Origin of the sequence: Hathewaya massiliensis (assembly GCF_902143515.1) — a bacterium.
GTDB lineage: Bacteria > Bacillota > Clostridia > Clostridiales > Clostridiaceae > Hathewaya > Hathewaya massiliensis.
The window spans coordinates 56,988-78,233 of record NZ_CABFVD010000001.1 but is presented as its reverse complement, the minus strand read 5'-3'; the positions used below and the strand labels follow the sequence as shown (position 1 = coordinate 78,233).

Annotated in this window: 20 protein-coding genes; 15 read left to right on the top strand and 5 right to left on the bottom strand. The window is 30.1% G+C overall.

Features of this window, described 5'->3' with window-relative positions; genetic code table 11:
* Positions 1-152 precede the first annotated feature (152 nt).
* On the bottom strand, positions 153-617 hold the full coding sequence (locus FNZ64_RS00380) for a methylglyoxal synthase (RefSeq protein ID WP_142412904.1): 465 nt from the start codon (positions 615-617) through the stop codon (positions 153-155).
* 202 nt (positions 618-819) lie between these two features.
* Here FNZ64_RS00380 and FNZ64_RS00375 point away from each other — a divergent pair, with 202 nt between their 5' ends.
* Positions 820-1,836, top strand: a complete 1,017-nt coding sequence (locus FNZ64_RS00375; RefSeq protein ID WP_142412903.1) for a WG repeat-containing protein — start codon at positions 820-822, stop codon at positions 1,834-1,836.
* Positions 1,837-2,171: 335 nt separating this feature from the next.
* Positions 2,172-2,687 (top strand): serine O-acetyltransferase EpsC, encoded by a 516-nt coding sequence (epsC, locus tag FNZ64_RS00370; protein ID WP_142412902.1) that lies wholly within the window; start codon positions 2,172-2,174, stop codon positions 2,685-2,687.
* 120 nt (positions 2,688-2,807) lie between these two features.
* Here the strand turns inward: epsC and FNZ64_RS00365 are convergent, their stop codons facing one another.
* Together FNZ64_RS00365 and FNZ64_RS00360 are read right to left on the bottom strand one after the other, a co-directional pair.
* Positions 2,808-3,413, bottom strand: coding sequence for a flavin reductase family protein (locus FNZ64_RS00365; RefSeq protein ID WP_142412901.1), 606 nt, complete (start codon positions 3,411-3,413; stop codon positions 2,808-2,810).
* Between the two features lie 18 nt (positions 3,414-3,431).
* Entirely contained in the window at positions 3,432-4,304 is an 873-nt protein-coding gene (locus tag FNZ64_RS00360) for an FUSC family protein (RefSeq protein WP_142412900.1), read from the bottom strand.
* A 297-nt stretch (positions 4,305-4,601) separates the two neighbouring features.
* On the opposite strand from FNZ64_RS00360, the gene FNZ64_RS00355 reads away from it, so the two are divergent.
* The 6 genes from FNZ64_RS00355 (at position 4,602) to FNZ64_RS00330 (ending at position 9,258) form a co-directional block, all read left to right on the top strand.
* Entirely contained in the window at positions 4,602-4,802 is a 201-nt protein-coding gene (locus FNZ64_RS00355) for a cold-shock protein (protein ID WP_142412899.1), read from the top strand.
* Between the two features lie 237 nt (positions 4,803-5,039).
* Positions 5,040-6,467 carry a cardiolipin synthase gene (gene cls, locus FNZ64_RS00350; protein ID WP_423244928.1) on the top strand — a complete coding sequence of 476 codons (1,428 nt, stop codon included), beginning with the start codon at positions 5,040-5,042 and terminating at the stop codon, positions 6,465-6,467.
* A 13-nt stretch (positions 6,468-6,480) separates the two neighbouring features.
* Positions 6,481-7,254: a histidinol phosphate phosphatase gene (locus tag FNZ64_RS00345; protein WP_142412897.1), complete on the top strand. Its 774-nt coding sequence runs from the start codon at positions 6,481-6,483 to the stop codon at positions 7,252-7,254.
* 123 nt (positions 7,255-7,377) lie between these two features.
* The gene (locus tag FNZ64_RS00340) at positions 7,378-7,929 is read left to right on the top strand and encodes a cob(I)yrinic acid a,c-diamide adenosyltransferase (protein ID WP_142412896.1); all 552 of its coding nucleotides are present in this window, start codon (positions 7,378-7,380) and stop codon (positions 7,927-7,929) included.
* 61 nt (positions 7,930-7,990) lie between these two features.
* Positions 7,991-8,458 (top strand): flavin reductase family protein, encoded by a 468-nt coding sequence (locus tag FNZ64_RS00335; protein WP_142413763.1) that lies wholly within the window; start codon positions 7,991-7,993, stop codon positions 8,456-8,458.
* A gap of 278 nt (positions 8,459-8,736) precedes the next feature.
* Positions 8,737-9,258 carry a peroxiredoxin gene (locus FNZ64_RS00330; protein WP_142412895.1) on the top strand — a complete coding sequence of 174 codons (522 nt, stop codon included), beginning with the start codon at positions 8,737-8,739 and terminating at the stop codon, positions 9,256-9,258.
* Positions 9,259-9,397: 139 nt separating this feature from the next.
* Here FNZ64_RS00330 and rbr read toward each other — a convergent pair whose 3' ends face one another.
* Together rbr and FNZ64_RS00320 are read right to left on the bottom strand one after the other, a co-directional pair.
* Complete coding sequence (gene rbr, locus FNZ64_RS00325) at positions 9,398-9,982, bottom strand: rubrerythrin (protein ID WP_142412894.1); 585 nt, start codon at positions 9,980-9,982, stop codon at positions 9,398-9,400.
* A gap of 106 nt (positions 9,983-10,088) precedes the next feature.
* On the bottom strand, positions 10,089-10,880 hold the full coding sequence (locus tag FNZ64_RS00320; RefSeq protein ID WP_142412893.1) for a peptidylprolyl isomerase: 792 nt from the start codon (positions 10,878-10,880) through the stop codon (positions 10,089-10,091).
* A gap of 275 nt (positions 10,881-11,155) precedes the next feature.
* On the opposite strand from FNZ64_RS00320, the gene FNZ64_RS00315 reads away from it, so the two are divergent.
* From FNZ64_RS00315 to purN, 7 genes are all read left to right on the top strand, one after another.
* On the top strand, positions 11,156-12,493 hold the full coding sequence (locus tag FNZ64_RS00315) for an alanine/glycine:cation symporter family protein (protein WP_142413762.1): 1,338 nt from the start codon (positions 11,156-11,158) through the stop codon (positions 12,491-12,493).
* 318 nt (positions 12,494-12,811) lie between these two features.
* Complete coding sequence (locus FNZ64_RS00310) at positions 12,812-16,600, top strand: phosphoribosylformylglycinamidine synthase (protein WP_142412892.1); 3,789 nt, start codon at positions 12,812-12,814, stop codon at positions 16,598-16,600.
* A 131-nt stretch (positions 16,601-16,731) separates the two neighbouring features.
* Complete coding sequence (gene purE / locus FNZ64_RS00305) at positions 16,732-17,211, top strand: 5-(carboxyamino)imidazole ribonucleotide mutase (protein WP_142412891.1); 480 nt, start codon at positions 16,732-16,734, stop codon at positions 17,209-17,211.
* Positions 17,211-17,915: a phosphoribosylaminoimidazolesuccinocarboxamide synthase gene (purC, locus tag FNZ64_RS00300; RefSeq protein ID WP_142412890.1), complete on the top strand. Its 705-nt coding sequence runs from the start codon at positions 17,211-17,213 to the stop codon at positions 17,913-17,915. The genes purE and purC overlap by 1 nt, the downstream gene beginning before the upstream one ends.
* A 190-nt stretch (positions 17,916-18,105) precedes the next feature.
* Positions 18,106-19,542, top strand: a complete 1,437-nt coding sequence (gene purF / locus FNZ64_RS00295) for an amidophosphoribosyltransferase (RefSeq protein WP_142412889.1) — start codon at positions 18,106-18,108, stop codon at positions 19,540-19,542.
* An 84-nt stretch (positions 19,543-19,626) separates the two neighbouring features.
* Positions 19,627-20,622 (top strand): phosphoribosylformylglycinamidine cyclo-ligase, encoded by a 996-nt coding sequence (purM, locus tag FNZ64_RS00290; RefSeq protein ID WP_142412888.1) that lies wholly within the window; start codon positions 19,627-19,629, stop codon positions 20,620-20,622.
* A complete protein-coding gene (gene purN / locus FNZ64_RS00285; protein WP_142412887.1) occupies positions 20,610-21,233 on the top strand; it encodes a phosphoribosylglycinamide formyltransferase in 624 nt (207 codons plus the stop codon). The genes purM and purN overlap by 13 nt, the downstream gene beginning before the upstream one ends.
* Positions 21,234-21,246 lie beyond the last annotated feature (13 nt).

Sequence of the window (21,246 nt, the reverse complement as noted above, 5' to 3'; positions counted from 1 at the left end):
GTGCTCACCTCTTTCAAATTGATTATTTCCAAAGTAATTATAATATAGTATTAGAAAAAATCAAGTTAGGATTACTTAAATGAATTATACATAGATAAGGGTTTCTAAGTATCCACGGGAGTAAAAACTCCCTATGAAGCTTAGAAACCCCTTTATTTTAATTTTACATTTCTATTATAGTATTCAGCATGATCATATAATTCTAGCGTATAAGTTTCATTCATGTAAGGTGAAGAAACTATAAAATCTGATGTGGCTTTATTTGTTCCACAAGGTATATTATAAAGTGTTGCTATTCTAAGAAGTGCCCTTACATCAGGATCGTGTGGCTGAGACTCTAATGGATCCCAAAAGAATATTAGGATATCAAGGCCGAAATCTACTATGGTAGCACCTAGTTGTTGGTCTCCACCTAAAGGACCACTTTTAAAAGATTTTATAGGTAAGCCTGTTTCTTTAGCAATTATACTTCCAGTGGTTCCAGTTGCAAAAAGATTATGTTCAGATAAAATTTCCTTATTATCATTAACCCATTCTAGTAATTCTTTTTTCTTGTTATCATGAGCAACTAAGGCTATATTTTTTCTAATAGGAACTTCTCTAAATTCTTTTTTCATAATTTTTACCTCCTAAAAACTTATGTTAGTGTAAAGTCTTTACACTGTGAAACTTATAGTGATAATTTACTATACTATAAGACTTATTATAAAACAAATTTCAATGTGATAAAATATAAATATAATATTATTATAAAAATATACTATAAAATAATAGAAAATGTAATATAATAAATATAAGGACTATAAAGGAGGAATTATTTTGGACTCAAAAAATAATGAATTATATTTAATTAAGAAAAATAAGAAGTTTGGATACATAGATTGCACTGGTAAAATAATAATTGAACCAAGGTTTAATTTTGGAGAGCAATTTCAAAATGATTTTGCGGTAGTATCTTTTGAAGAAAAATATGGTGTTATAAATAAAGAAGGGGAATATATTATAAAGCCAAGCTTTGAACATTTAGAATTTATATATAAAGATTTGGTTTCTTATATGAGTGAGGGTAAAAAGGGTGTTATTAATATTAAGGGAGAAATTTTATGTAATAATATATATGATGATATAAGAAGTTTTAGTGAGGGTTTTTGTGCTGTTAAAAAAGCATACAATTGGGGGTATATAAATGAAAAAGGAGAGGAAATTATAAAACCTTCCTTTATGGATGCTTATGATTTTAATGAGGAAGTGGCATTGGTTCAGGTAGGAGGAAAATTAGGATATATAGATAGGTCAGGAAATATGATTATTTCACCTATATATGATTATGCAGGTAATTTCAGTGAAGGTTTGGCACCTATTGCCATAGGTAGTAAATATGGATATATAGATAAATCAGGTGAGGTAAAAATAAAAGGGAAGTTTTATACAGCTAGAGAATTTAGTGAGGGGCTTGCTGCAGTTGAAATTAATCATAAAATGGGATATATAAATAAAAATGGGGAAGTGGTTATAGATTTAATTTTTGATTCAGCAGAAGATTTTATAGATGGAAGAGCAGTTGTATGTAAAGATGACAAGTATGGTTATATAGATAGAGAAGGAAAAGTAATAATAAACTTAAAGTATGATGATGTAGACTATATTTCAGAAGAGGTTCTAGGGGTTATGAATGGAGAGCACTGGGGATATATAGATATGGAAGAAAACTCTATTGTAGAACCTAAATTTGACGAGGTCTTTAGTTTTTTTAGTTCTTTAGGAGAAGTTCAATTAGGAACTAAAATTGGGTATGTAGATAAGAAGGGAAAATATATTTGGGAACTTCAAAAATAAATGTAGACAAATATGTTAAATTGTAATATTATATAGTATGATATTGTAATAGTTATATAATAGAGGCTATGAAAAAGGAAAGTAAAATAAATGGAGTTTACAGAGAGAAAATCTTTTAGCTGAGAGGATTTTTAAATAGAAGTTTATTTGAAGTGCACTTTGGAGTTATGTACCGAAATTTAGTAGGCTACATCGGCAGTATCCGTTATAATACTAGGGCATAGGAAGTGTCTTAAAAGGCTTTGATTTAATTGGAGTGGAATAATGAAGGGAACTTCATCTCTAAAGAGATGAGGTTTTTTATTTTATAAAATAAAAAAAGGGGGGGTGTACAGATGTTTAAAACTTTAATGTATGATTTAGAAAATGTTTTAAAAAAAGATCCGGCGGCTAGAAATAAATTAGAAGTGTTTTTGTTATATCCTTCAATTCATGCTTTAATAATATATAGAATAACTCACCTTCTATATAACAAAAAATTATTTTTCTTATCTAGACTTTTATCTCAAATAGCTAGGCTTTTAACGGGCATTGAAATTCATCCTGGTGCGAAGATAGGAAAAGGCTTTTTTGTAGATCATGGTATGGGAGTTGTAATTGGAGAGACCACTGAGATAGGTGATAATGTTACTCTATATCAAGGAGTTACACTTGGAGGAACTGGGAAGGATCACGGAAAAAGGCACCCAACCCTAAAGGATGATGTTATAGTTGGAAGTGGGGCCAAGGTTTTAGGGCCTATAACCTTGGGAAAAGGTGTAAAAATTGGTGCAAATGCCGTAGTGTTAAAAGATGTTCCAGATGAGGCAACAGCAGTAGGCATACCTGCTAGAATAATATTAAAGAAGTAAATATAAAATAAGAGAGTAAGTATAAAATAAAAGAAATAAACACAAAATAAATCTAATAAATAGGTATAAAATAAAAAGTTGCTTGAAGTCTCTAAAAAGATTTCAAGTAACTTTTTATTTTTAATCTCTTTTGTTTTTAGTATTTCTTGATGTCCTAGATTTTTTCTTTTTTTGAACTGAATATCCAAATTTACCTTCTGAAACTTTAGGAAGTGTATAGTATTCACCGTGACAATAGGAAAGAAGTCTTGCATTTTCATAGTGTATTTTTCCATTAGAGTCTTTAAGGGAGCTATCCACATGTATACCAACTATATTAGCTATAAACATGTCATGAGAACCTAAAGGAATAATATTATGAACCTTACACTCAATATTTATAGGACAACTTTCAATATATGGTACTAGAACGTTTTTACTTTCTCCTAGAGGAAGATTAAATTTTTCAATTTTATCTATATCCCTTCCGGAACGAACTCCACAGAAATCCACTATTTTTGCAAGGGATTTACTAGGTAAGTTTACCACAAATTCTCCAGTAGATTTAATATAATCATAAGATAATCTTTCAGGGCGTATAGAGACGGAAAGCATAGGAGGTTTTGTACACACAATACCAATCCATGCTGCTGTAAACACATTTACTTTATTATTATATTTTGAAGTTATTAGGGTTACAGGAAGGGGGTCTAACATAGTACTTCCTTTAAAAAATTCTTTAGTCATATAAACATCCTTTCTATTTTATAACATGTTAATATTATCTAGGGAATGAAGTATTTCATTTATTTTATCCATATGATATTTAAATACAACTTCCAAATTTTCATCTTTATAACTAGAAATATCTTTATAGGGTATACTAGCTAAATCATTTATTTTTTCGTAAGTTTCCTTAGGCATACTTACTTTATTTTTTATATTTTCAACTATTCTAAGATGGATATATAGTTTATAAAATAGTTCAATGCCCTCTTCATATCTTTTAAGGCTTAAATTATCACTAGGACCTTTATATTCCTCTTCATAAGCTGATATAGATTCTTCTAAGGCTTTTATATGTTTATATAATATAGATAAGTTTTCTCTATTAGGTTTATAAAAATCCTCTCCACAAAGTAAGATTAAATCTTTATGTATTTTGCTACTAGAATCATATATTTGCTTTCTTAAATTAGGTGGAGATACAAAGTAATTAACTAATACGGCCACCATGATTCCAAAAAGGGTTTCCAAAAGTCTGTTTATGCTATAGGTTATTGGACTTCCACCCTTTAAGTTTACTGATATGGCAATAAACACCACACAAGCAATGGAGATGGATTTCTTATAACCCAAAATGTGACAAAGGTATATGGTAAGAGAGATTCCTATAGCTATTAAAATTGGATTCCCTGGTAGAATTAATGAAAACACCATTCCAATTAAAGCACCTATAGTAGTGCCTATTACTCTATTTTTCCCTGTTTTAAAAGAATTATATATGGTTTTTTCCATAGTTATTATGGCAGCAATACAGGCATAGAATGGGAAGCTAATATTAAAAAATCTAAGGGATATAATGCAGATAAATACTGCTATAGATGTTTTTATATTTCTCATTCCTATTTTTTTCATAAAAATAACTCCTTTCTGTCATATAATTATAACTTATAAATAGAGATAATTTCCACATATCAAGAGAAATTAAAGTATAAAACCTTACTTTTTTAAAGAACTTAGAGTTTAAAAAATTTTTAAGGTTATAATATAGTGATTTATAAGTATTTTTATTGAAATAAATATAGCCTGTTTTGTATAGAGTATATTTTAATTGATATATTGATATATTGAAATAAAGACTAAAATATGATAGAATACAACTATAATGACTTGTTCATTATTAGTATTTTTATTTTTTGGAGGATTTTTTATATGAAAATAGGTATTGTTAAATGGTTTAACGCAGAAAAAGGATTTGGATTCATATCAGTAGAAGGAGAAAAAGACGTATTCGTTCATTTCTCAGCTATACAAGGAGATGGATTTAAAGCTTTAGAAGAAGGTCAAAAGGTTGAATTCGAAGTAGTTGAAGGTGAAAGAGGACCTCAAGCTGCTAACGTTACGAAGTTATAATCTTTATATAGATTTATACAGGCTTCGAAGGTAGTTCTAAAGAGTCACTAAAAGCATAAGCTTTTGGTGACTTTTTAATTTTGCAAAATTATATATAAAATATTGTCTTAAGGGAAAAATAATAATCTAAAGAGAGTTACTAGTTTTCAGTGGGTTTTTATTCTTACTGAAGCTTAAAAATTCTTATACAGGGACCATATCATGGGATAAACTTATAAGCCTTAGGAGGACGCTATGATATATTTTAATAGTGCCATATATAAATTTATTATTATAAATGCAGTAATAGCTCTTATTATAGTTATTTTAGAGAGAAGAAGGCCAGAGAAAACTATAGCTTGGTTATTAATATTTATACTCTTTCCTCCCTTGGGATTAATATTATATATATTTTTAGGAAGGAATTGGAAGAAAAATAAACTAAGGGATGATAATTTTGATTTCTCAGAAGAATTAATGATGGCATATAAAAAGGCAATTCCTGAAAATAAATATTTAGAACTTATGACACTGCTACAAAATAGCAGTAGTTCACCAGTGTTTTATAAAAATAAAGTAGAGGTTTTTAATAATGGAAAAGAAAAATTTGAATCATTAAAAAGAGAACTTTTAAAGGCTGAACACCATATTCATCTTGAATATTATATTTTTAAAAGCGATAATATAGGTAAGGAAATAATAAATATACTAGAAAAAAAAGCTAGAGAAGGAGTAGAAGTTAGACTTATATTAGATAAGGTAGGGTCTATAAAGTTTAAAAAAAGGTATGTAGAAAAGTTAAGGAAAGCTGGGGCAGATGTGGTTTTTTATACTTACTTTTTAGCTCCCATATTAAGATTTATAAATACACAAATAAATTATAGAAATCATAGAAAAATAGTTATAATAGATGGAAAGATAGGATTTATAGGAGGCATAAATATAGGGGATGAATATTTAGGAAAAGGTAAACTAGGATTTTGGAGAGATACACATCTTATGATAGAAGGAGATTGTGTACTAGGACTTCAAGCTGTATTTATCCATGATTTTTGTAGGATAAAAAAAATTTTAAAAAAGGATTTTGGTTATAAGGGTTATGTAGAAGATTATTTTCAAGAGTTTAATGGTAATGGCAGTATATTGCAAATAGCAAAATCAGGGCCAGATTCTGAAAATCCTTCTATAATGCAGACTTTGGTTATGATGATAGGAAGGGCTAAAAAGCATATCTATATAACAACACCATATTTTATACCTACGGAAAGTATAATGACAGCACTTAAAATAGCTGCCCTAGGTGGAATAGATATAAAAATAATATTTCCTGGGAAGTATGATCATTTCCATGTTTATTATGCTTCTAGGACCTATCTTGCTGAACTTATAAGCTATGGAGTTGAAATATACTTTTATGATAAGAATTCATTTATTCACTCAAAAGTAATAACCATAGACGGAGAAATAAGCATGGTAGGTACTGCCAATATGGATGTTAGGAGCTTTGAATTAAATTATGAAATAAATACAGTTATATACGATGTGGAAACTACTTTTAAATTAGAAAAAGCTTTTTTGGAAGATATAAAAAAAAGTGTTATATTAGATAAGGAATACTTTGAAAATACAAATTTAATTATAAAATTTTTAGAAGCCATAGCAAGAATGTTTTCAAATTTATTATAATGGGGTGAAGTTTATGTTTGATACACATATACACACAGAAGTTTCAACTGATTCTAAGATGAAGCTTCTGGATGCTTTAAAATCGGCAAAAGAAAAAGGAGTTTCCTTAATACTTACAGAACATATGGATATTCAAGGGCCCATAGAAGAATATGGGCATTTCACTTTTGATTCAGAGGAATATTTTAAAAAGTATGATGGATTTAGAGGGGATAATTTACTATTAGGTATGGAAATGGGCATGAGGCCTGAATTTTTAAAGGAAAATAAGAGGGAAGAAGAAAAGTCACCTTTTGATTATGTTATAGGTTCTGTCCATGTAGTTAATACTATAGATATATTTAGAGAAGAATTTTATGCAGAAAGAACAAAAAAAGATGCCTATGAAGAATATTTAGAATATATGCTTAGGTGCTTAAAGCAGTATGATTTTATAGATTCACTGGGACATATAGATTATATTTGTAGGTATGCTACATATGAAGATCCAGAAATCTATTATGAAGAGTTTAGTGATTATATAGATGAGATTTTAAAAGTTTTAATAGAAAAAGAAAAGGCAATGGAACTTAACACAAGAAGGCTTTCCACAGATAAAGCTAGAGAAAGCTTAATTAATATTTACAAAAGATACAAGGACTTAGGTGGAAATTATATAACCATAGGATCAGATTCTCATAAAGAATCAGCCATAGCCATGAATTTTAACTATGCTTTAGAAATAGTTGAAAAATGTAATTTAAAACAAGTTTATTTTAAAAATAGGAAAATAGAGTATGATAAATAAAAACTATTATTATATGATAAAGATTGCCTTGAATTATAACTAATATAATAGTATTATAAAATAAAAAGATACAAAAGATAAGATATATTATTAAACCATACTTAATTATATAGAGGTGATTAAATGAAAATTTATACAAAAACCGGTGATAAAGGAACAACATCAAATCTTTTAGGAGAAAGATTATCTAAAGCAGATATAAACATGGAACTTCAAGGACAAATAGATGAAATTAATTCAGGTGTTGGATATTTAAGAAGTTTATTAAAAAATCTTAGTTTTACACCTAAGGTTGCTCATACTGATGAAGTATTAAAGGAAATTCAATATAACACTTATAAAATAGGCATAGATATTTCATCTAGATTTAGTAAAAAACATATATCGCAATCTCATGTAGATGCCCTAGAGCAAGAAATAGATAGAATGGTAAATCAAATGCCACCAATAAAAAGTTTTATATATTATAGTGGTAGTAAAGAAGGAACTTATGCTCATGTTATAAGATCCACTACAAGAAGAGCTGAACGTACTTTTGTTAAAGCTCTAGGTGATATGGAATATCCAGCGGATTATCAGTATATAAATAGATTATCTGACTACTTCCATACTTTAGCTAGATATTTCAATTTCCTACAAGGAATCGAAGATGAACCTATGATATTAAGAGATTAAATATATAATAAAAAGGGGGCATTTAAAAGGGGTGAATTTTGTAGAGAATTTAGAAGAAGGAATGAAATGGCTTCACACTCAAGGAGCTTTCTTAACTGTTAAAAGTGGTGAAGAGATAAATACCATGACCATAAGTTGGGGTACAATAGGATTCCAATGGGGTAGACCAGTATTTATGGCATTAGTAAGAAAGTCTAGACACACTTATGAACTTATAGAAAAAGCTAAGGATTTTACAGTAAGCATACCACTTGGTGAAGCGTTAAAGGATTCTTTAAAATATTGTGGGACAAAATCTGGGAGAGACGTTGATAAAATAAAGGAGTGTAACCTTACTTTAAAAGAAAGTAATAAAGTAGCTACTCCTATAATTTCTGATGCAGAACTTCATTATGAGTGTAAAATATTAAGTAATCAACCTATAATACCAAACTTATTATGTGATGAAGTTAAAACATCCATTTACTCAGATAATGATTACCATACTTTATATTTTGGAGAAATAGTAGACACTTATATTAATAAATAGAGTTAAAAAAGCTTATTAGTTATATTATAAATACTAATAAGCTTTTTTTGTTTATAGAAAATCAAAATAAATGAAAAAAATTATCAATTAGTCTTGACAAGAATATATAAGTGAGATAGAATGTATTCAAGAGATAATTATTATTAAATAATAATCCCAATTCTAAATACAATCAAAAACATATTAATAACTATAAAATATTATTAAAGTATAGTTATAATAATTTAGATATAATTAGGAATAATTATAAATGTAAAAGAAAATAGGAGGTATGAAGTATGGAAAGATTAGTAGGTAAAGTAGCACCAGAATTTAAAATGCAAGCTGTAACTGGAGACGGAAAGGAATTTAAAGAAGTTAAGCTTGAAGATTATAAAGGAAAATGGTTGGTGATGTTCTTTTATCCATTAGATTTTACTTTTGTATGTCCAACAGAAATCACAGGTTTTAGTAAGAAATTTGAGGAGTTCCAAAAAGAAGGTGCTGAGTTATTAGCTGTAAGTTGTGATAGCCAATACTCACATCAAGCTTGGATTAAAGATGGTTTAGGAGAAATAAAATTCCCTATAGCTTCTGATATAATAAAATCAACAGCTAAAAACTATGGAATATTAATTGAAGAAGAAGGAATTTCTTTAAGAGGATTATTTATCATAGATCCAGAAGGTGTTGTAAGATACTCAGTAGTTCATGATTTAAACGTAGGAAGAAGTGTAGATGAAACATTACGTGTATTAAGAGCACTTAAAACTGGTGGACTTTGCCCAATAGACTGGGAAGAAGGTCAAGAATTATTATAATAAATATAAATTTAAAATAAGATATAAACTATTTTAAACTTAGCTGTGCTAGAGATTTTCATCTAACACAGCCTAAGGTTTTAATATAAAAAGTGCAGAGATTTCTGCACTTTTTATTTTTAAATAATGTTTTTTTATATTAGAAGTTATCACATAAAAGTTCAAAGAAGTCCTTTGGATGAGCACAAGCAGGACATTTTTCAGGTGCTTTATCTCCTTCAAAGATAAATCCACAATTGGAACATTTCCACATAACCTTTTCATCTTTTTGGAATACCTTATTATTTTCTATGTTAGATAATAACTTTTTATATCTCTCTTCATGGTGTTTTTCAACTGAAGCTATATGTCTAAATACAGCAGCTATTTCTTTAAAGCCTTCTTCTTCAGCCACATCAGCAAAGGCAGGGTATAATATAGACCATTCTTCATTTTCTCCATTAGCAGCAGATTTTAAGTTATCTATGGTATCTCCATAAGTAACAGGATAAGCAGCTTGAATTTCTATAGCCTCATGTTTAAAGTCTTCAGCTAAAAATTTAAAAAACCTTTTTGCGTGTTCTTTTTCATTTTCAGCTGTTTCTAGGAATATGTTTTGGATTTGAACATAACCTTCTTTTCTAGCTACAGAAGCATAATAAGTATATCTGTTTCTAGCTTGAGATTCTCCTGCAAAAGCCTTTAATAAGTTTTCAGCAGTTTTTGTTCCTTTTAGTGACTTCATAGCAATACCTCCCAAGAATATAATTTTTTTATTACATTAATAGTATAACAAAAATAGATACATATATCAAAAAAACTATAATTAGGTTCTAAATGAAGGACTCTGGTTATTTTTTATACTTTTCTAAGTATGCTTTATTAATTCTCACTTCTTTTAAAGGTTTATCCTTAGTATCAGTTTTTGTTGTAGCTATTTTATCTACCACATCCATACCACTTATAACATAACCAAAAACTGTATGTCTATAATCTAGATGTGGAGTACCTCCAACTTCTTCATATTTTTTTATAACTTCTTCTGGAAATGCATCTCCATCTAAATTTTTCATTTGATCAATTAATGAAGATTCAACTTGCTTTTTTTGAACTATAAAAAATTGACTTCCATTGGTCATAGGGCCTGCATTTGCCATGGAAAGAGCCCCTCTAAAGTTATGTAAATTTCTAGAGAATTCATCTTCAAAAGGTTTATTCCAAATACTCTCACCACCACGACCGGTAGCAGTAGGATCTCCACTTTGAATCATAAAATCATTTATTACCCTATGAAAGGTTATTCCATCGTAGTATTTCTTTTCTATAAGCTTTTTGAAATTTTCTACAGTTTTTGGAGCTTCCTTTGGGAAAAGCCTTAGCTTTATAGTTCCCATGGTAGTATCAAAAACTGCAATTTCTTCTCCAGGTTTTAATTCAGAGTATTGAATTAAGTTAACCTTTGGAGCTTTTGGTTCTTCAGGCTTATTTTCTCCTTGATTATTTTCATTTGTTTGGGTTTTAGAAGTTTCATTGCTTTGTGTAGGGGTTTTAGACTCTTCTTTTGGAGTGCTTTTTCCTGCACAGGATATTAAAGATATGGACATTAACAAAACTAGTATGGTTAAAAATGATTTCTTTCTCATATTATCCTCCTTGTTAAACTAAGTTTATTATAGCAAAATAATTATATCATATATAAATTTGAATTTAAGATGAATTTTTAAACAATAAACTATTAAATACTTATGTACAAATAAAATATTCAAATTACACATTTAAAAATACAAATAAAATCTAAAAGTTTCAGAAAATTTGAAAAAGTGTTGCAAAGTAACTTGAATTATCATATAATAGACTAAAATATATTTATAGAAAAATATAATAGTACTATAGGGGGGAACTTTTAATGAATGCATTAATGGACTCTTTAATGAATGTAGTAAAAACATTGAATCAATACCTATGGAATTATGTTTTAATATTTTTGCTTTGTGGTACAGGAATATTTTTTACTTTTAAACTTAAGTTCATTCAAGTAAGAAAATTTAAACAAGCTTTTAAGAACACTTTTGGCGGGTTATCCTTTGGTAAAAAAGCTGGAAATGATGGAATGTCTTCATTTCAAGCCTTAGCAACAGCTATATCAGCTCAAGTTGGTACAGGAAACCTAGCAGGTGCAGCTACAGCAATAGCAGCAGGAGGGCCAGGAGCTATATTTTGGATGTGGGTAAGCGCTTTCTTTGGTATGGCAACTATATTTGCAGAGGCTACTTTAGCTCAAACTTATAAGGAAGTTAAAGACGGAGAGGTTACTGGAGGACCTGCATATTATATTAAAAATGGTCTGAAAAGTAATGGCCTTGCTATATTTTTCGCTGTAAGTATTATTGTGGCTCTTGGATTTGTAGGAAATATGGTACAAGCTAACTCCATAGGAGATGCCTTTAATACTGCATTTAATATAAATCCTTTTATAGTAGGAGGCATTCTTGCGGTTTTAGCAGGATTTATATTCATAGGTGGTATATCTAGAATAGCTTCTTTTGCTGAAATGATTGTTCCTATTATGGCTGTATTCTATATAGTAGGGAGCTTATTTATTATAGTAAAAAATTACACAAATATATTACCAGCTTTTGAAATGATATTTGTAGGAGCTTTTAATCCTAAAGCTGTTGCAGGTGGAGTTATAGGTGTAACTATAAAACAAGCTGTTAGATACGGAGTCTCAAGGGGGTTGTTCTCAAATGAGGCTGGTATGGGTTCTACACCACATGCTCATGCCGTAGCTAGGGTTAAACACCCATGCGATCAAGGGCTAGTAGCTATTGTTGGAGTTTTTATTGATACCTTTGTAATCTTAAGTATAACAGCTTTAGTTATTTTAACAACTGGTGTATTAGATGGTAAGACAACAGGTATAGCCTTAACTCAAAAGGCATTTACGGTAGGTATGGGAAGTTTTGGAGAGAAATTTATAGCTATTTCTTTATTCTTCTTTGCTTTCTCAACTATAATAGGATGGTATTTCTTTGGAGAATCTAATGTAAAGTTCTTATTTGGTAAAAAGGCTTTAAATGTATATAGAGTATTAGTAATGGTGTTTATATTCTTAGGTTGTGGAGTAAAAGTTGATTTAGTTTGGGAGTTAGCAGACTTCTTTAATGGAATAATGGTAATTCCAAACTTAATAGCAGTTATCGGACTATCTATGATAGTTAAAGATAAATTAAAAGACTATGAAGAGCTTAAATAATTTGTAGTTGAAAAAATAAGCAAACCCCAAAATAACAAACCAATAACAGAATAAGGGTGTAAATTTTCACCTTTGTTCCCCCAAAAAGAGCGTTGAATTTCAATGCTCTTTTTATTATGTCTAAAATTATTTATAAGCTTCATTAGTAATTAAAATGTTTTTTAAAACTTAAAAATCTATTTATATTCAAATAATTATAAATTTTTAGTAAACACTCTTTAAATTTACTCCAATATATACTATAATTAAAATATCGAACGATAAAAAATAAAAACGAAAAAATATTCGTGATTATTTCGTTATTTAAGGGGGATTAAAATGTATCCAAATGTTTATAGGGCTTTTGTAGAAAAAAAACCGAACTTTAATGTGGAGGCACAAAAGCTTCTTCAAGACTTAAGAGAAAATTTAGGTATAAAGAGCATAGAGGATATAAGAGTAATTAACAGATATGATGTTTTTGGGGTGGAGCATAAAGAGTTTAAAAAAATAACAAAATACATATTAAGTGAGCCTAATGTTGATAATGTATTTGAAGAAGAAATAGATAATTTAGGGAATAGATATTTTGCAGTAGAATATTTGCCTGGGCAATATGATCAAAGAGCTGACTCTGCAGAACAATGTACTAGTATTATTCTACAAGGAAAAAATTCTGTTATAAAAAATGCTAAGCTTATATCTATACATGGTGAAATTTCAGAGGAAGAGTTTATAAGAATAAAAAATTATTATATTAATAAGGTGGATTCTAGGGAAGCAACTTTAGAAAAACCTAAAAAATATGAAGTGGAATTAGATATAAATAATAAGGTTGAAAACTTACATGGTTTTAATGACTTAAATGTAGATGAGCTTAAAGATTTTATAAAAGAAAAGAATCTAGCTATGAGTTTTGAAGATATAAAATTAGTACAAGCATATTTTAAGAGAGAAAAAAGGGTGCCAACTATTACAGAAATAAAGGTTATAGACACATATTGGTCAGATCATTGCAGACATACAACTTTTAACACTGTAATAGAAGAAGTAGAATTTGAAGAAGGAGATTATAACACTCCAATAAAAGAAACCTATGAAGAGTATTTACAGCTTAGAGATAAGCTATATAAAAATAAACATAAAGAAAAGTGCTTAATGGATATGGCTATAATAGGTATGAAAAAATTAAGAGCTGAGGGTAAACTTCAGGATTTAGATAAGTCAGATGAGATAAATGCATGTAGTATAGTGATTCCTGTTGAAGTTAATGGTAGAGAAGAAGATTGGCTTTTAATGTTTAAAAATGAAACCCATAATCACCCTACAGAAATAGAACCTTTTGGTGGGGCTTCCACATGCCTTGGAGGTGCTATAAGAGACCCATTATCAGGAAGAAGTTATGTATATCAAGCTATGCGTGTTACAGGAGCAGCTGATCCAAGGACTCCAATAGCTAATACATTAAAGGGGAAATTACCTCAAAGTAAAATAACAAAGGAAGCTGCAAGAGGGTATAGTAGTTATGGAAATCAAATAGGTCTTGCTACTGGACAGGTGTCTGAAGTTTATGATGAGGATTTTATAGCAAAGAGAATGGAAGTAGGAGCAGTTATAGGAGCAGCGCCTTTTAAAAATGTGAAGAGAGAAAAGCCAGTACCTGGGGATTTAGTAATACTACTTGGAGGTAAAACTGGTAGAGATGGCTGCGGTGGAGCTTCAGGATCTTCAAAAGAACATGATGAAAAATCTATACTAACTTGTGGAGCTGAGGTTCAAAAGGGAAATGCTCCTACAGAAAGAAAAATACAAAGACTTTTTAGAGACAATAAAGTAACAACTATGATAAAAAAATGTAATGACTTTGGCGCAGGTGGAGTTTCTGTTGCTATAGGAGAACTTGCTGAAGGTTTATTTATAGATTTAGATAAAGTTCCTAAAAAATATGAAGGTTTAGATGGAACAGAACTTGCTATATCAGAATCACAAGAAAGAATGGCTGTAGTAGTAAGTGAAGAGGATGCAGAAAGATTTATAGGCTATGCAGAAAAAGAAAATTTAGAAGCTACAGTAGTTGCAGAAGTTACAGAAGAGAAAAGAGTTGTTATGAAGTGGAAAGATCAGGTTATTTTAGACTTATGTAGAGAATTTTTAGATACTAATGGAGCAAAACAGTTTACAAAAATAAAGGTATCTGCACCACATAAGGAAAGTTATTTCAATAAGAGAAGAGAAATCTTTAGAAATAAAAGCTTAAGAGAAGGATTTTTAGAAAACTTAAGAGATTTAAATGTATGCTCACAAAAAGGATTAGTAGAGATGTTTGATAGCACTGTTGGTGCAGGAACAGTATTTATGCCTTTTGGAGGAAAATATCAATTAACACCAAACGAAGCCATGGCAGCAAAAATTCCAGTTTTAAATGGAGATACCTCAACAGCTTCTTTAATGTCCTATGGGTATAATCCTAAAATAGGTAAATGGAGTCCTTTCCATGGAGCTATGTGTGCAGTAATTGAGTCTGTAGCTAAAATAGTTGCAAGTGGAGGAGACTACAGAAAAATAAGACTTTCTTTTCAAGAGTATTTTGAAAAGCTAGGAGAAGATCCAGAGAAATGGGGAAAACCATTTTCAGCATTGTTAGGAGGACTTTATGTACAAGATAAACTTGAGATAGCAGCCATAGGTGGGAAGGATAGTATGTCAGGAACCTTTAAAGATATAAACGTTCCACCAACCTTAATTTCCTTTGCTGTTACCTATGCTAATATTCATGAGGTCATTACCCCAGAATTTAAAAAAGAAAACAGCCATGTTGTACTATTCAAAAGTAATTTTGATGAAAAGGGAGTTCCTTCTTTTGAAACCTTGAAAGATAATTTTAAATTTATAAACAAGATGATAAAAAAGGGAGAAATAATATCAGCATCTTCAGTTAAATATGGTGGTTTAGCTGAAATCATAGCTAAAATGTGTTTTGGAAATAAAGTAGGATTTAAATTCAAGGATTCTTACAATAAAGAAGAAATCTTTAGTAGTGAATATGGTGCTATTTTAGCAGAGTTTAAAGGTGATATAAGCATATTAGAAAAATCAAAGGAAATCTCTTATGAAGTTATAGGAAATACAGTAAAAGAACAAGAGATAATATTAGATAATAAGGAAAAAGTCCTTATAGATGAGGCTATAAAAGCATGGTATAGTCCGTTAGAAAGTACATTTAAAACAAATTATACCGAAGAAAACGACCTTTTAAAACTTCACATAGATGAACCTGAGTTTATAGGAAAAGCATATAACAAAAAAAGTAACCTACTAATTAAAGATGTAAGACCTAAGGTTTTAATTCCTGTATTCCCTGGTACTAACTGTGAATATGACTGTATGAGAGCTTTTGAAGAAGCGGGCGGGGATACGGAGCTATTTGTATTCAATAATATGAATGAAAATAAAATAAAGGAATCCATAGTGGAGATCACAAGGCTTATAAAAGAAAGCCAAATCGTAATGATTCCAGGAGGATTTAGTGCAGGGGATGAACCTGATGGTTCTGGTAAGTTTATAGCAACAGTATTTAGAAATGAAAGTATAAAGGAAGCTATACGCGAACTTTTAAATGTGAGAGATGGGTTAATCTTAGGAATTTGTAATGGATTCCAGGCTTTAATTAAACTAGGCTTAGTTCCATATGGTGATATTGTGGATATAAAAGAAGAGGCTCCAACTCTAACTTTTAATGCCATAGGAAGACATATATCCTGTATTACAAATACAAAAGTAGTATCTACAAAATCTCCTTGGTTTAGTTTGGTTAATGAAGGTGATGTACACAAAATGCCTTTATCACATGGTGAGGGAAGATTCTATGCTACAGAAGATATGGTTTTAGATTTATTTGCAAAAGGACAAGTTGCAACTCAGTATGTGGACTTAGAGGGAAAACCAACCTACGATATTAGATACAACCCTAATGGCTCTGTAATGGCTATTGAAGGTATTACAAGCCCAGATGGAAGGGTACTTGGAAAAATGGGACACTCCGAAAGAATAGGAAATGGTTTATATAAAAATGTAATTGGAGATTATGATCAAAAGTTATTTAAATCAGGAATTGAATACTTCAAATAATAGGGCTAAAGATCTTAAATCTTTGACTATTAGGAATTATGATGGATTAAATTTAATCCCCATCATAAATTCTAAGATGGGGATTTTCACACTATATCCAAATTTAACTTAGTTTAAGGGGGAAAATATTTATGAAGGTTGCAATAATTTTCGGCAGTAAATCTGACACAGAAGTTATGAAAAATGCGGCAAAAGCATTAAAAGAATTCAATGTGGAATATAAAGCATTTGTACTTTCAGCACACAGAGTTCCAGAAAGATTAGAGGAAGTTTTAAAAGAATTAGAAAATGAGGGCTTTGAATGTATTATAGCAGGGGCAGGTCTTGCAGCTCATCTACCAGGGGTTATAGCATCTAAGACTGTACTTCCTGTAATAGGAGTTCCAATTAAGGCTGCTGTTGAAGGAATGGATGCCTTATTATCTATAGTTCAGATGCCTAAATCTATTCCAGTAGCTACAGTAGGTATAAATAATAGCTACAATGCTGGGATGCTTGCAGTAGAAATACTTTCAATTAAATATCCAGAACTTAAAGAAAGACTTTTAAATTTTAGAAAAGAAATGAAAGAAAACTTTATTAAAGAAAGTGAAAAAGGGGTTGAATTATAATGGAAAAATTAGAACAATTATATGAGGGCAAAGCTAAAAAAATATTTAAGACAGATGTAAAGGATGAAGTTATAGTTTATTACAAAGATGATGCTACAGCATTTAATGGAGAAAAAAAGGCTACTATAAATGAAAAGGGAATTTTAAATAATGCTATAACATCAATGATATTTGAATTATTACATGAAAAAGGGCTTAAGACTCATTTTATAAAAAAATTAAATGAGAGAGAACAACTTTGTAAGAAAGTAGATATAATTCCACTTGAGGTTATAGTAAGAAATGTAGCTGCAGGAAGCATGGCTAAAAGATATGGTATTACAGAAGGAACAGAGCTTAAAACTACGGTTTTAGAATTAAGCTATAAAAATGATGATTTAGGAGACCCATTAATGAATGACTATCATGCTGTTGCTATGGGGATTACAACTTTTGAGGAGTTAGAATACATATATTCACAGGCTTCAAAAGTAAATGAAATCTTAAAAGAATTTTTCTTAAAACAGGACATAAAACTAATAGATTTTAAATTAGAGTTTGGCAAAATAAATGGTGAAATAGTTTTAGCAGATGAAATATCTCCAGATACATGTAGATTTTGGGATGTGAATACAGGGGTAAAATTAGATAAGGATAGATTTAGAAGAGAGCTTGGAGATTTAGTAGAAGGCTATAAGGAAATATTAAATAGAATGCAAAAATAATTAGGAATCCTTATTCGGATATATATTAGCTCTAATACTGGAACTTTAAAGAAGTTTAGAGAATTAGAGCGGATAGTCATGGTATAGATATGTCATAGGAAGTTTAGACTTCCTATGACATATTAAACTAAAGAGAATATTACATAGCTTTCTATATTGGATTTAAAATTAATTTATGGGGGAGAAGTTCATGTTGAAAAATAAAGAATACGGGTGCAGTATATATGATGATGAGTTAGATGATAAGTTTCATGATGAGTGTGGAGTTTATGGTATATTTTCAAAGGATGAAAATTTAGATGTAGCAAGACTTACTTATTATGGTCTATATGCCCTTCAACATAGGGGACAAGAAAGTGCAGGTATTGTAACATCTTCTTGTAATGAAAAAGAGATGATGTGCCATAAGGGCATGGGTTTAGTGTCAGAAATTTTTAATGAAAATATATTAAATTCTATGAAAGGTAGATCAGCCATAGGGCATGTTAGGTATTCTACAGCAGGAGAAAGCTCTCTTAAAAATGCACAGCCAGTTTTAGGGAGATTTAAACTTGGAGATATTGCCATGGCCCATAATGGAAACTTAGTTAATGCAGAAGTTATAAGAGAATTATTAGAGGATTGTGGTTGTGTTTTTCAAACTTCAATAGATTCAGAAGTCATATTAAATTTAATATCTAGAGGAGCTAAAAAGGGAATAGAAGATGCCGTTGTAGATACTGTACAAGCCATAAAAGGTTCTTATGGAATTGTGATCTTAACTAAAGATGAACTTATAGGTGTTCGTGATCCCCATGGTATTAGACCACTTTGCATAGGAAAAATTGGAGAAAGTTATGTTATAAGCTCTGAAAGTTGTGCCCTTGATACTACAGGTGCTGAATTTATAAGAGATGTGGAACCAGGAGAAATAATAATAATAAATAAAGAGGGAATAAAATCTATAAACTTTGCTGAAAAGAGTAAAAGAGCCACTTGTGCCTTTGAATATATTTATTTTGCAAGGCCAGATAGTGTTATAGATGGTATAAGTGTAAATAGTGCAAGAGTAGAAACTGGTAAGAAATTATTTGAAGAGGCACCAGTAGAAGCAGATGTAGTAATTGGAGTTCCAGATTCAGGAATCCCAGCAGCTATAGGATATTCTAGGGTCTCTGGAATACCATTTGATATGGGGCTTATTAAAAATAGATATGTAGGAAGAACTTTTATAAAACCTACTCAGGAACTCAGAGAGAGAGCAGTTACAGTTAAGCTTAATGCATTAAAAGAAGTGGTTCAAGGAAAGAGAGTGATTTTAATAGATGACTCTATTGTAAGGGGAACTACAAGTAAAAAAATAATACAAATTTTAAAAAATGCAGGTGCAAAGGAAGTTCACTTTAGAGTATCTTCACCAGTAGTTAATAGTTCTTGTTATTTTGGAATAGATACACCATATAGGAAGGATCTTATAGGTGCAAATAATGATATTGAAGCTATTAGAGAAGAAATTGGAGCAGATACCTTAGGATATTTAAGTATAGATGGATTACTTCAGTGTTTAAGTAAAGAATGTCACAATGAGTTAGGTTTTTGCCTAGGATGCTTTAATGGTATATATCCAATATCAGCACCAATAAAGTAGGCTGTTTCAGATAGAATGTTCATATGAAAGTCACTTCATCACTGATTCACTTAGATATATATAATTAGAAAGGGGATTGTTAAAATGGATTATAAACAAGCTGGGGTTAATATAGAAGAAGGATATAAGGCAGTAAAGTTAATAAAGGAATATACAGAAAAAACTTATACAAAGGGAGTTTTAAATAATATTGGAAGTTTTGCTGGGATGTTTGAACTTGGTAAAGGCTATGAGGAACCTGTACTTGTTTCAGGAACTGATGGTGTTGGAACTAAACTTGATATAGCTTTTAGATTAAAAAAATACAATACCATAGGAATAGATTGTGTTGCTATGTGTGTAAATGATATTTTATGTCATGGAGCAAAACCATTGTTTTTCCTTGATTATTTAGCTTGTGGAAAGCTAGAATCTGAGGTTGCAGCTGAAATAGTAAGTGGAGTATCGGAAGGATGTATTCAATCAGCATCAGCATTAATTGGAGGAGAAACTGCTGAAATGCCAGGTTTTTATAGAGACGGAGAATATGATCTTGCAGGATTTGCAGTAGGAATTGTAGATAAGAAAAATATAATCGATGGAAGTAAAATAGAAGAGGGAGATGCACTTATTGGAATAGCATCATCAGGAGTTCACAGTAATGGATATTCTCTTGTTAGAAAGGTATTTCCTGATCTTAATGAGGATTTTAACGGAAGACCAGTAGGGGAAGAACTTTTAACTCCAACTAAAATATATGTAAAACCTATATTAGAAGTTATGAAAAAACATGAAATAAGGGGTATGGCTCATGTTACAGGTGGAGGATTTTATGAGAATATTCCAAGGATGTTTAAAGGAGAATTCACAGCTGTTATAGAGAAAAATAGCTTTAAAGTTCCAGAAATATTTAAAAGAATAATGGAAAAAGGTGTAGATGAAAATCATATGTTTAATACCTTTAATATGGGTATAGGTTTTGTATTATGTGTTAAAAAAGAGGAAGTAGAAGGTGTTAAAAACTTACTTGAAACTCTAGGAGAAAAGGCATATGAAATTGGATATGTTAAAGCTGGAGGTGCAGGAGTTTGTTTAAAATAGCGGTTTTAATATCTGGAGGGGGGAGTAACCTTCAGTCTATTATAGATAGTATTAATGCTGGATATTTAAATTGCAAAATAGAATATGTAATATCTGACAACAAAAACGCTTATGGAATTAAAAGAGCTGAAAATAATAATATAAAAACCTTAATTTTTAATAAAAAAGAATATGGAGAAAAATTATCTGATAAAATTTTAGAAGTTTTACATGGAAAAGTAGATTTAATAGTTCTTGCAGGATTTTTATCTATATTAAAAGGAGAGATTATTCAAAAATTTCAGCAGAGAATTATAAATATTCATCCTTCCTTAATTCCGAGTTTTTGTGGGAATGGAATGTATGGAATAAGAGTTCATGAAAAGGCTCTAGAGTATGGGGTTAAAGTATCAGGATGCACAGTGCATTTTGTAGATGAAGGAACTGATACTGGGAATATTATAATCCAAAGAGTTGTACCAGTGTATGCAGAGGACACTAGGGAAGAACTTCAAAAAAGAGTATTAGTGGAAGAACATAAGGCGCTTCCAGAAGCCATTAAATATATTAGTGAAGGTAAGATTGAAATAAAAGAGGGGAAAGTATTTTTAAAAAAACATACCCTTAACTAGTTATAAATTAATA

Bases quoted from the DNA above. Each gene is read 5' to 3' on its own strand.
- epsC (WP_142412902.1), top strand. From the start codon at position 2,172: ATGTTTAAAACTTTAATGTATGATTTAGAAAATGTTTTAAAAAAAGAT.
- FNZ64_RS00340 (WP_142412896.1), top strand. From the start codon at position 7,378: ATGAAAATTTATACAAAAACCGGTGATAAAGGAACAACATCAAATCTT.
- FNZ64_RS00380 (WP_142412904.1), bottom strand. From the start codon at position 617: ATGAAAAAAGAATTTAGAGAAGTTCCTATTAGAAAAAATATAGCCTTA.
- FNZ64_RS00345 (WP_142412897.1), top strand. From the start codon at position 6,481: ATGTTTGATACACATATACACACAGAAGTTTCAACTGATTCTAAGATG.
- FNZ64_RS00365 (WP_142412901.1), bottom strand. From the start codon at position 3,413: ATGACTAAAGAATTTTTTAAAGGAAGTACTATGTTAGACCCCCTTCCT.
- FNZ64_RS00335 (WP_142413763.1), top strand. From the start codon at position 7,991: ATGAAATGGCTTCACACTCAAGGAGCTTTCTTAACTGTTAAAAGTGGT.
- purM (WP_142412888.1), top strand. From the start codon at position 19,627: ATGGATTATAAACAAGCTGGGGTTAATATAGAAGAAGGATATAAGGCA.
- purF (WP_142412889.1), top strand. From the start codon at position 18,106: ATGTTGAAAAATAAAGAATACGGGTGCAGTATATATGATGATGAGTTA.
- rbr (WP_142412894.1), bottom strand. From the start codon at position 9,982: ATGAAGTCACTAAAAGGAACAAAAACTGCTGAAAACTTATTAAAGGCT.
- FNZ64_RS00355 (WP_142412899.1), top strand. From the start codon at position 4,602: ATGAAAATAGGTATTGTTAAATGGTTTAACGCAGAAAAAGGATTTGGA.
- purE (WP_142412891.1), top strand. From the start codon at position 16,732: ATGAAGGTTGCAATAATTTTCGGCAGTAAATCTGACACAGAAGTTATG.
- purC (WP_142412890.1), top strand. From the start codon at position 17,211: ATGGAAAAATTAGAACAATTATATGAGGGCAAAGCTAAAAAAATATTT.
- FNZ64_RS00330 (WP_142412895.1), top strand. From the start codon at position 8,737: ATGGAAAGATTAGTAGGTAAAGTAGCACCAGAATTTAAAATGCAAGCT.
- FNZ64_RS00360 (WP_142412900.1), bottom strand. From the start codon at position 4,304: ATGAAAAAAATAGGAATGAGAAATATAAAAACATCTATAGCAGTATTT.
- FNZ64_RS00320 (WP_142412893.1), bottom strand. From the start codon at position 10,880: ATGAGAAAGAAATCATTTTTAACCATACTAGTTTTGTTAATGTCCATA.
- FNZ64_RS00310 (WP_142412892.1), top strand. From the start codon at position 12,812: ATGTATCCAAATGTTTATAGGGCTTTTGTAGAAAAAAAACCGAACTTT.
- FNZ64_RS00315 (WP_142413762.1), top strand. From the start codon at position 11,156: ATGGACTCTTTAATGAATGTAGTAAAAACATTGAATCAATACCTATGG.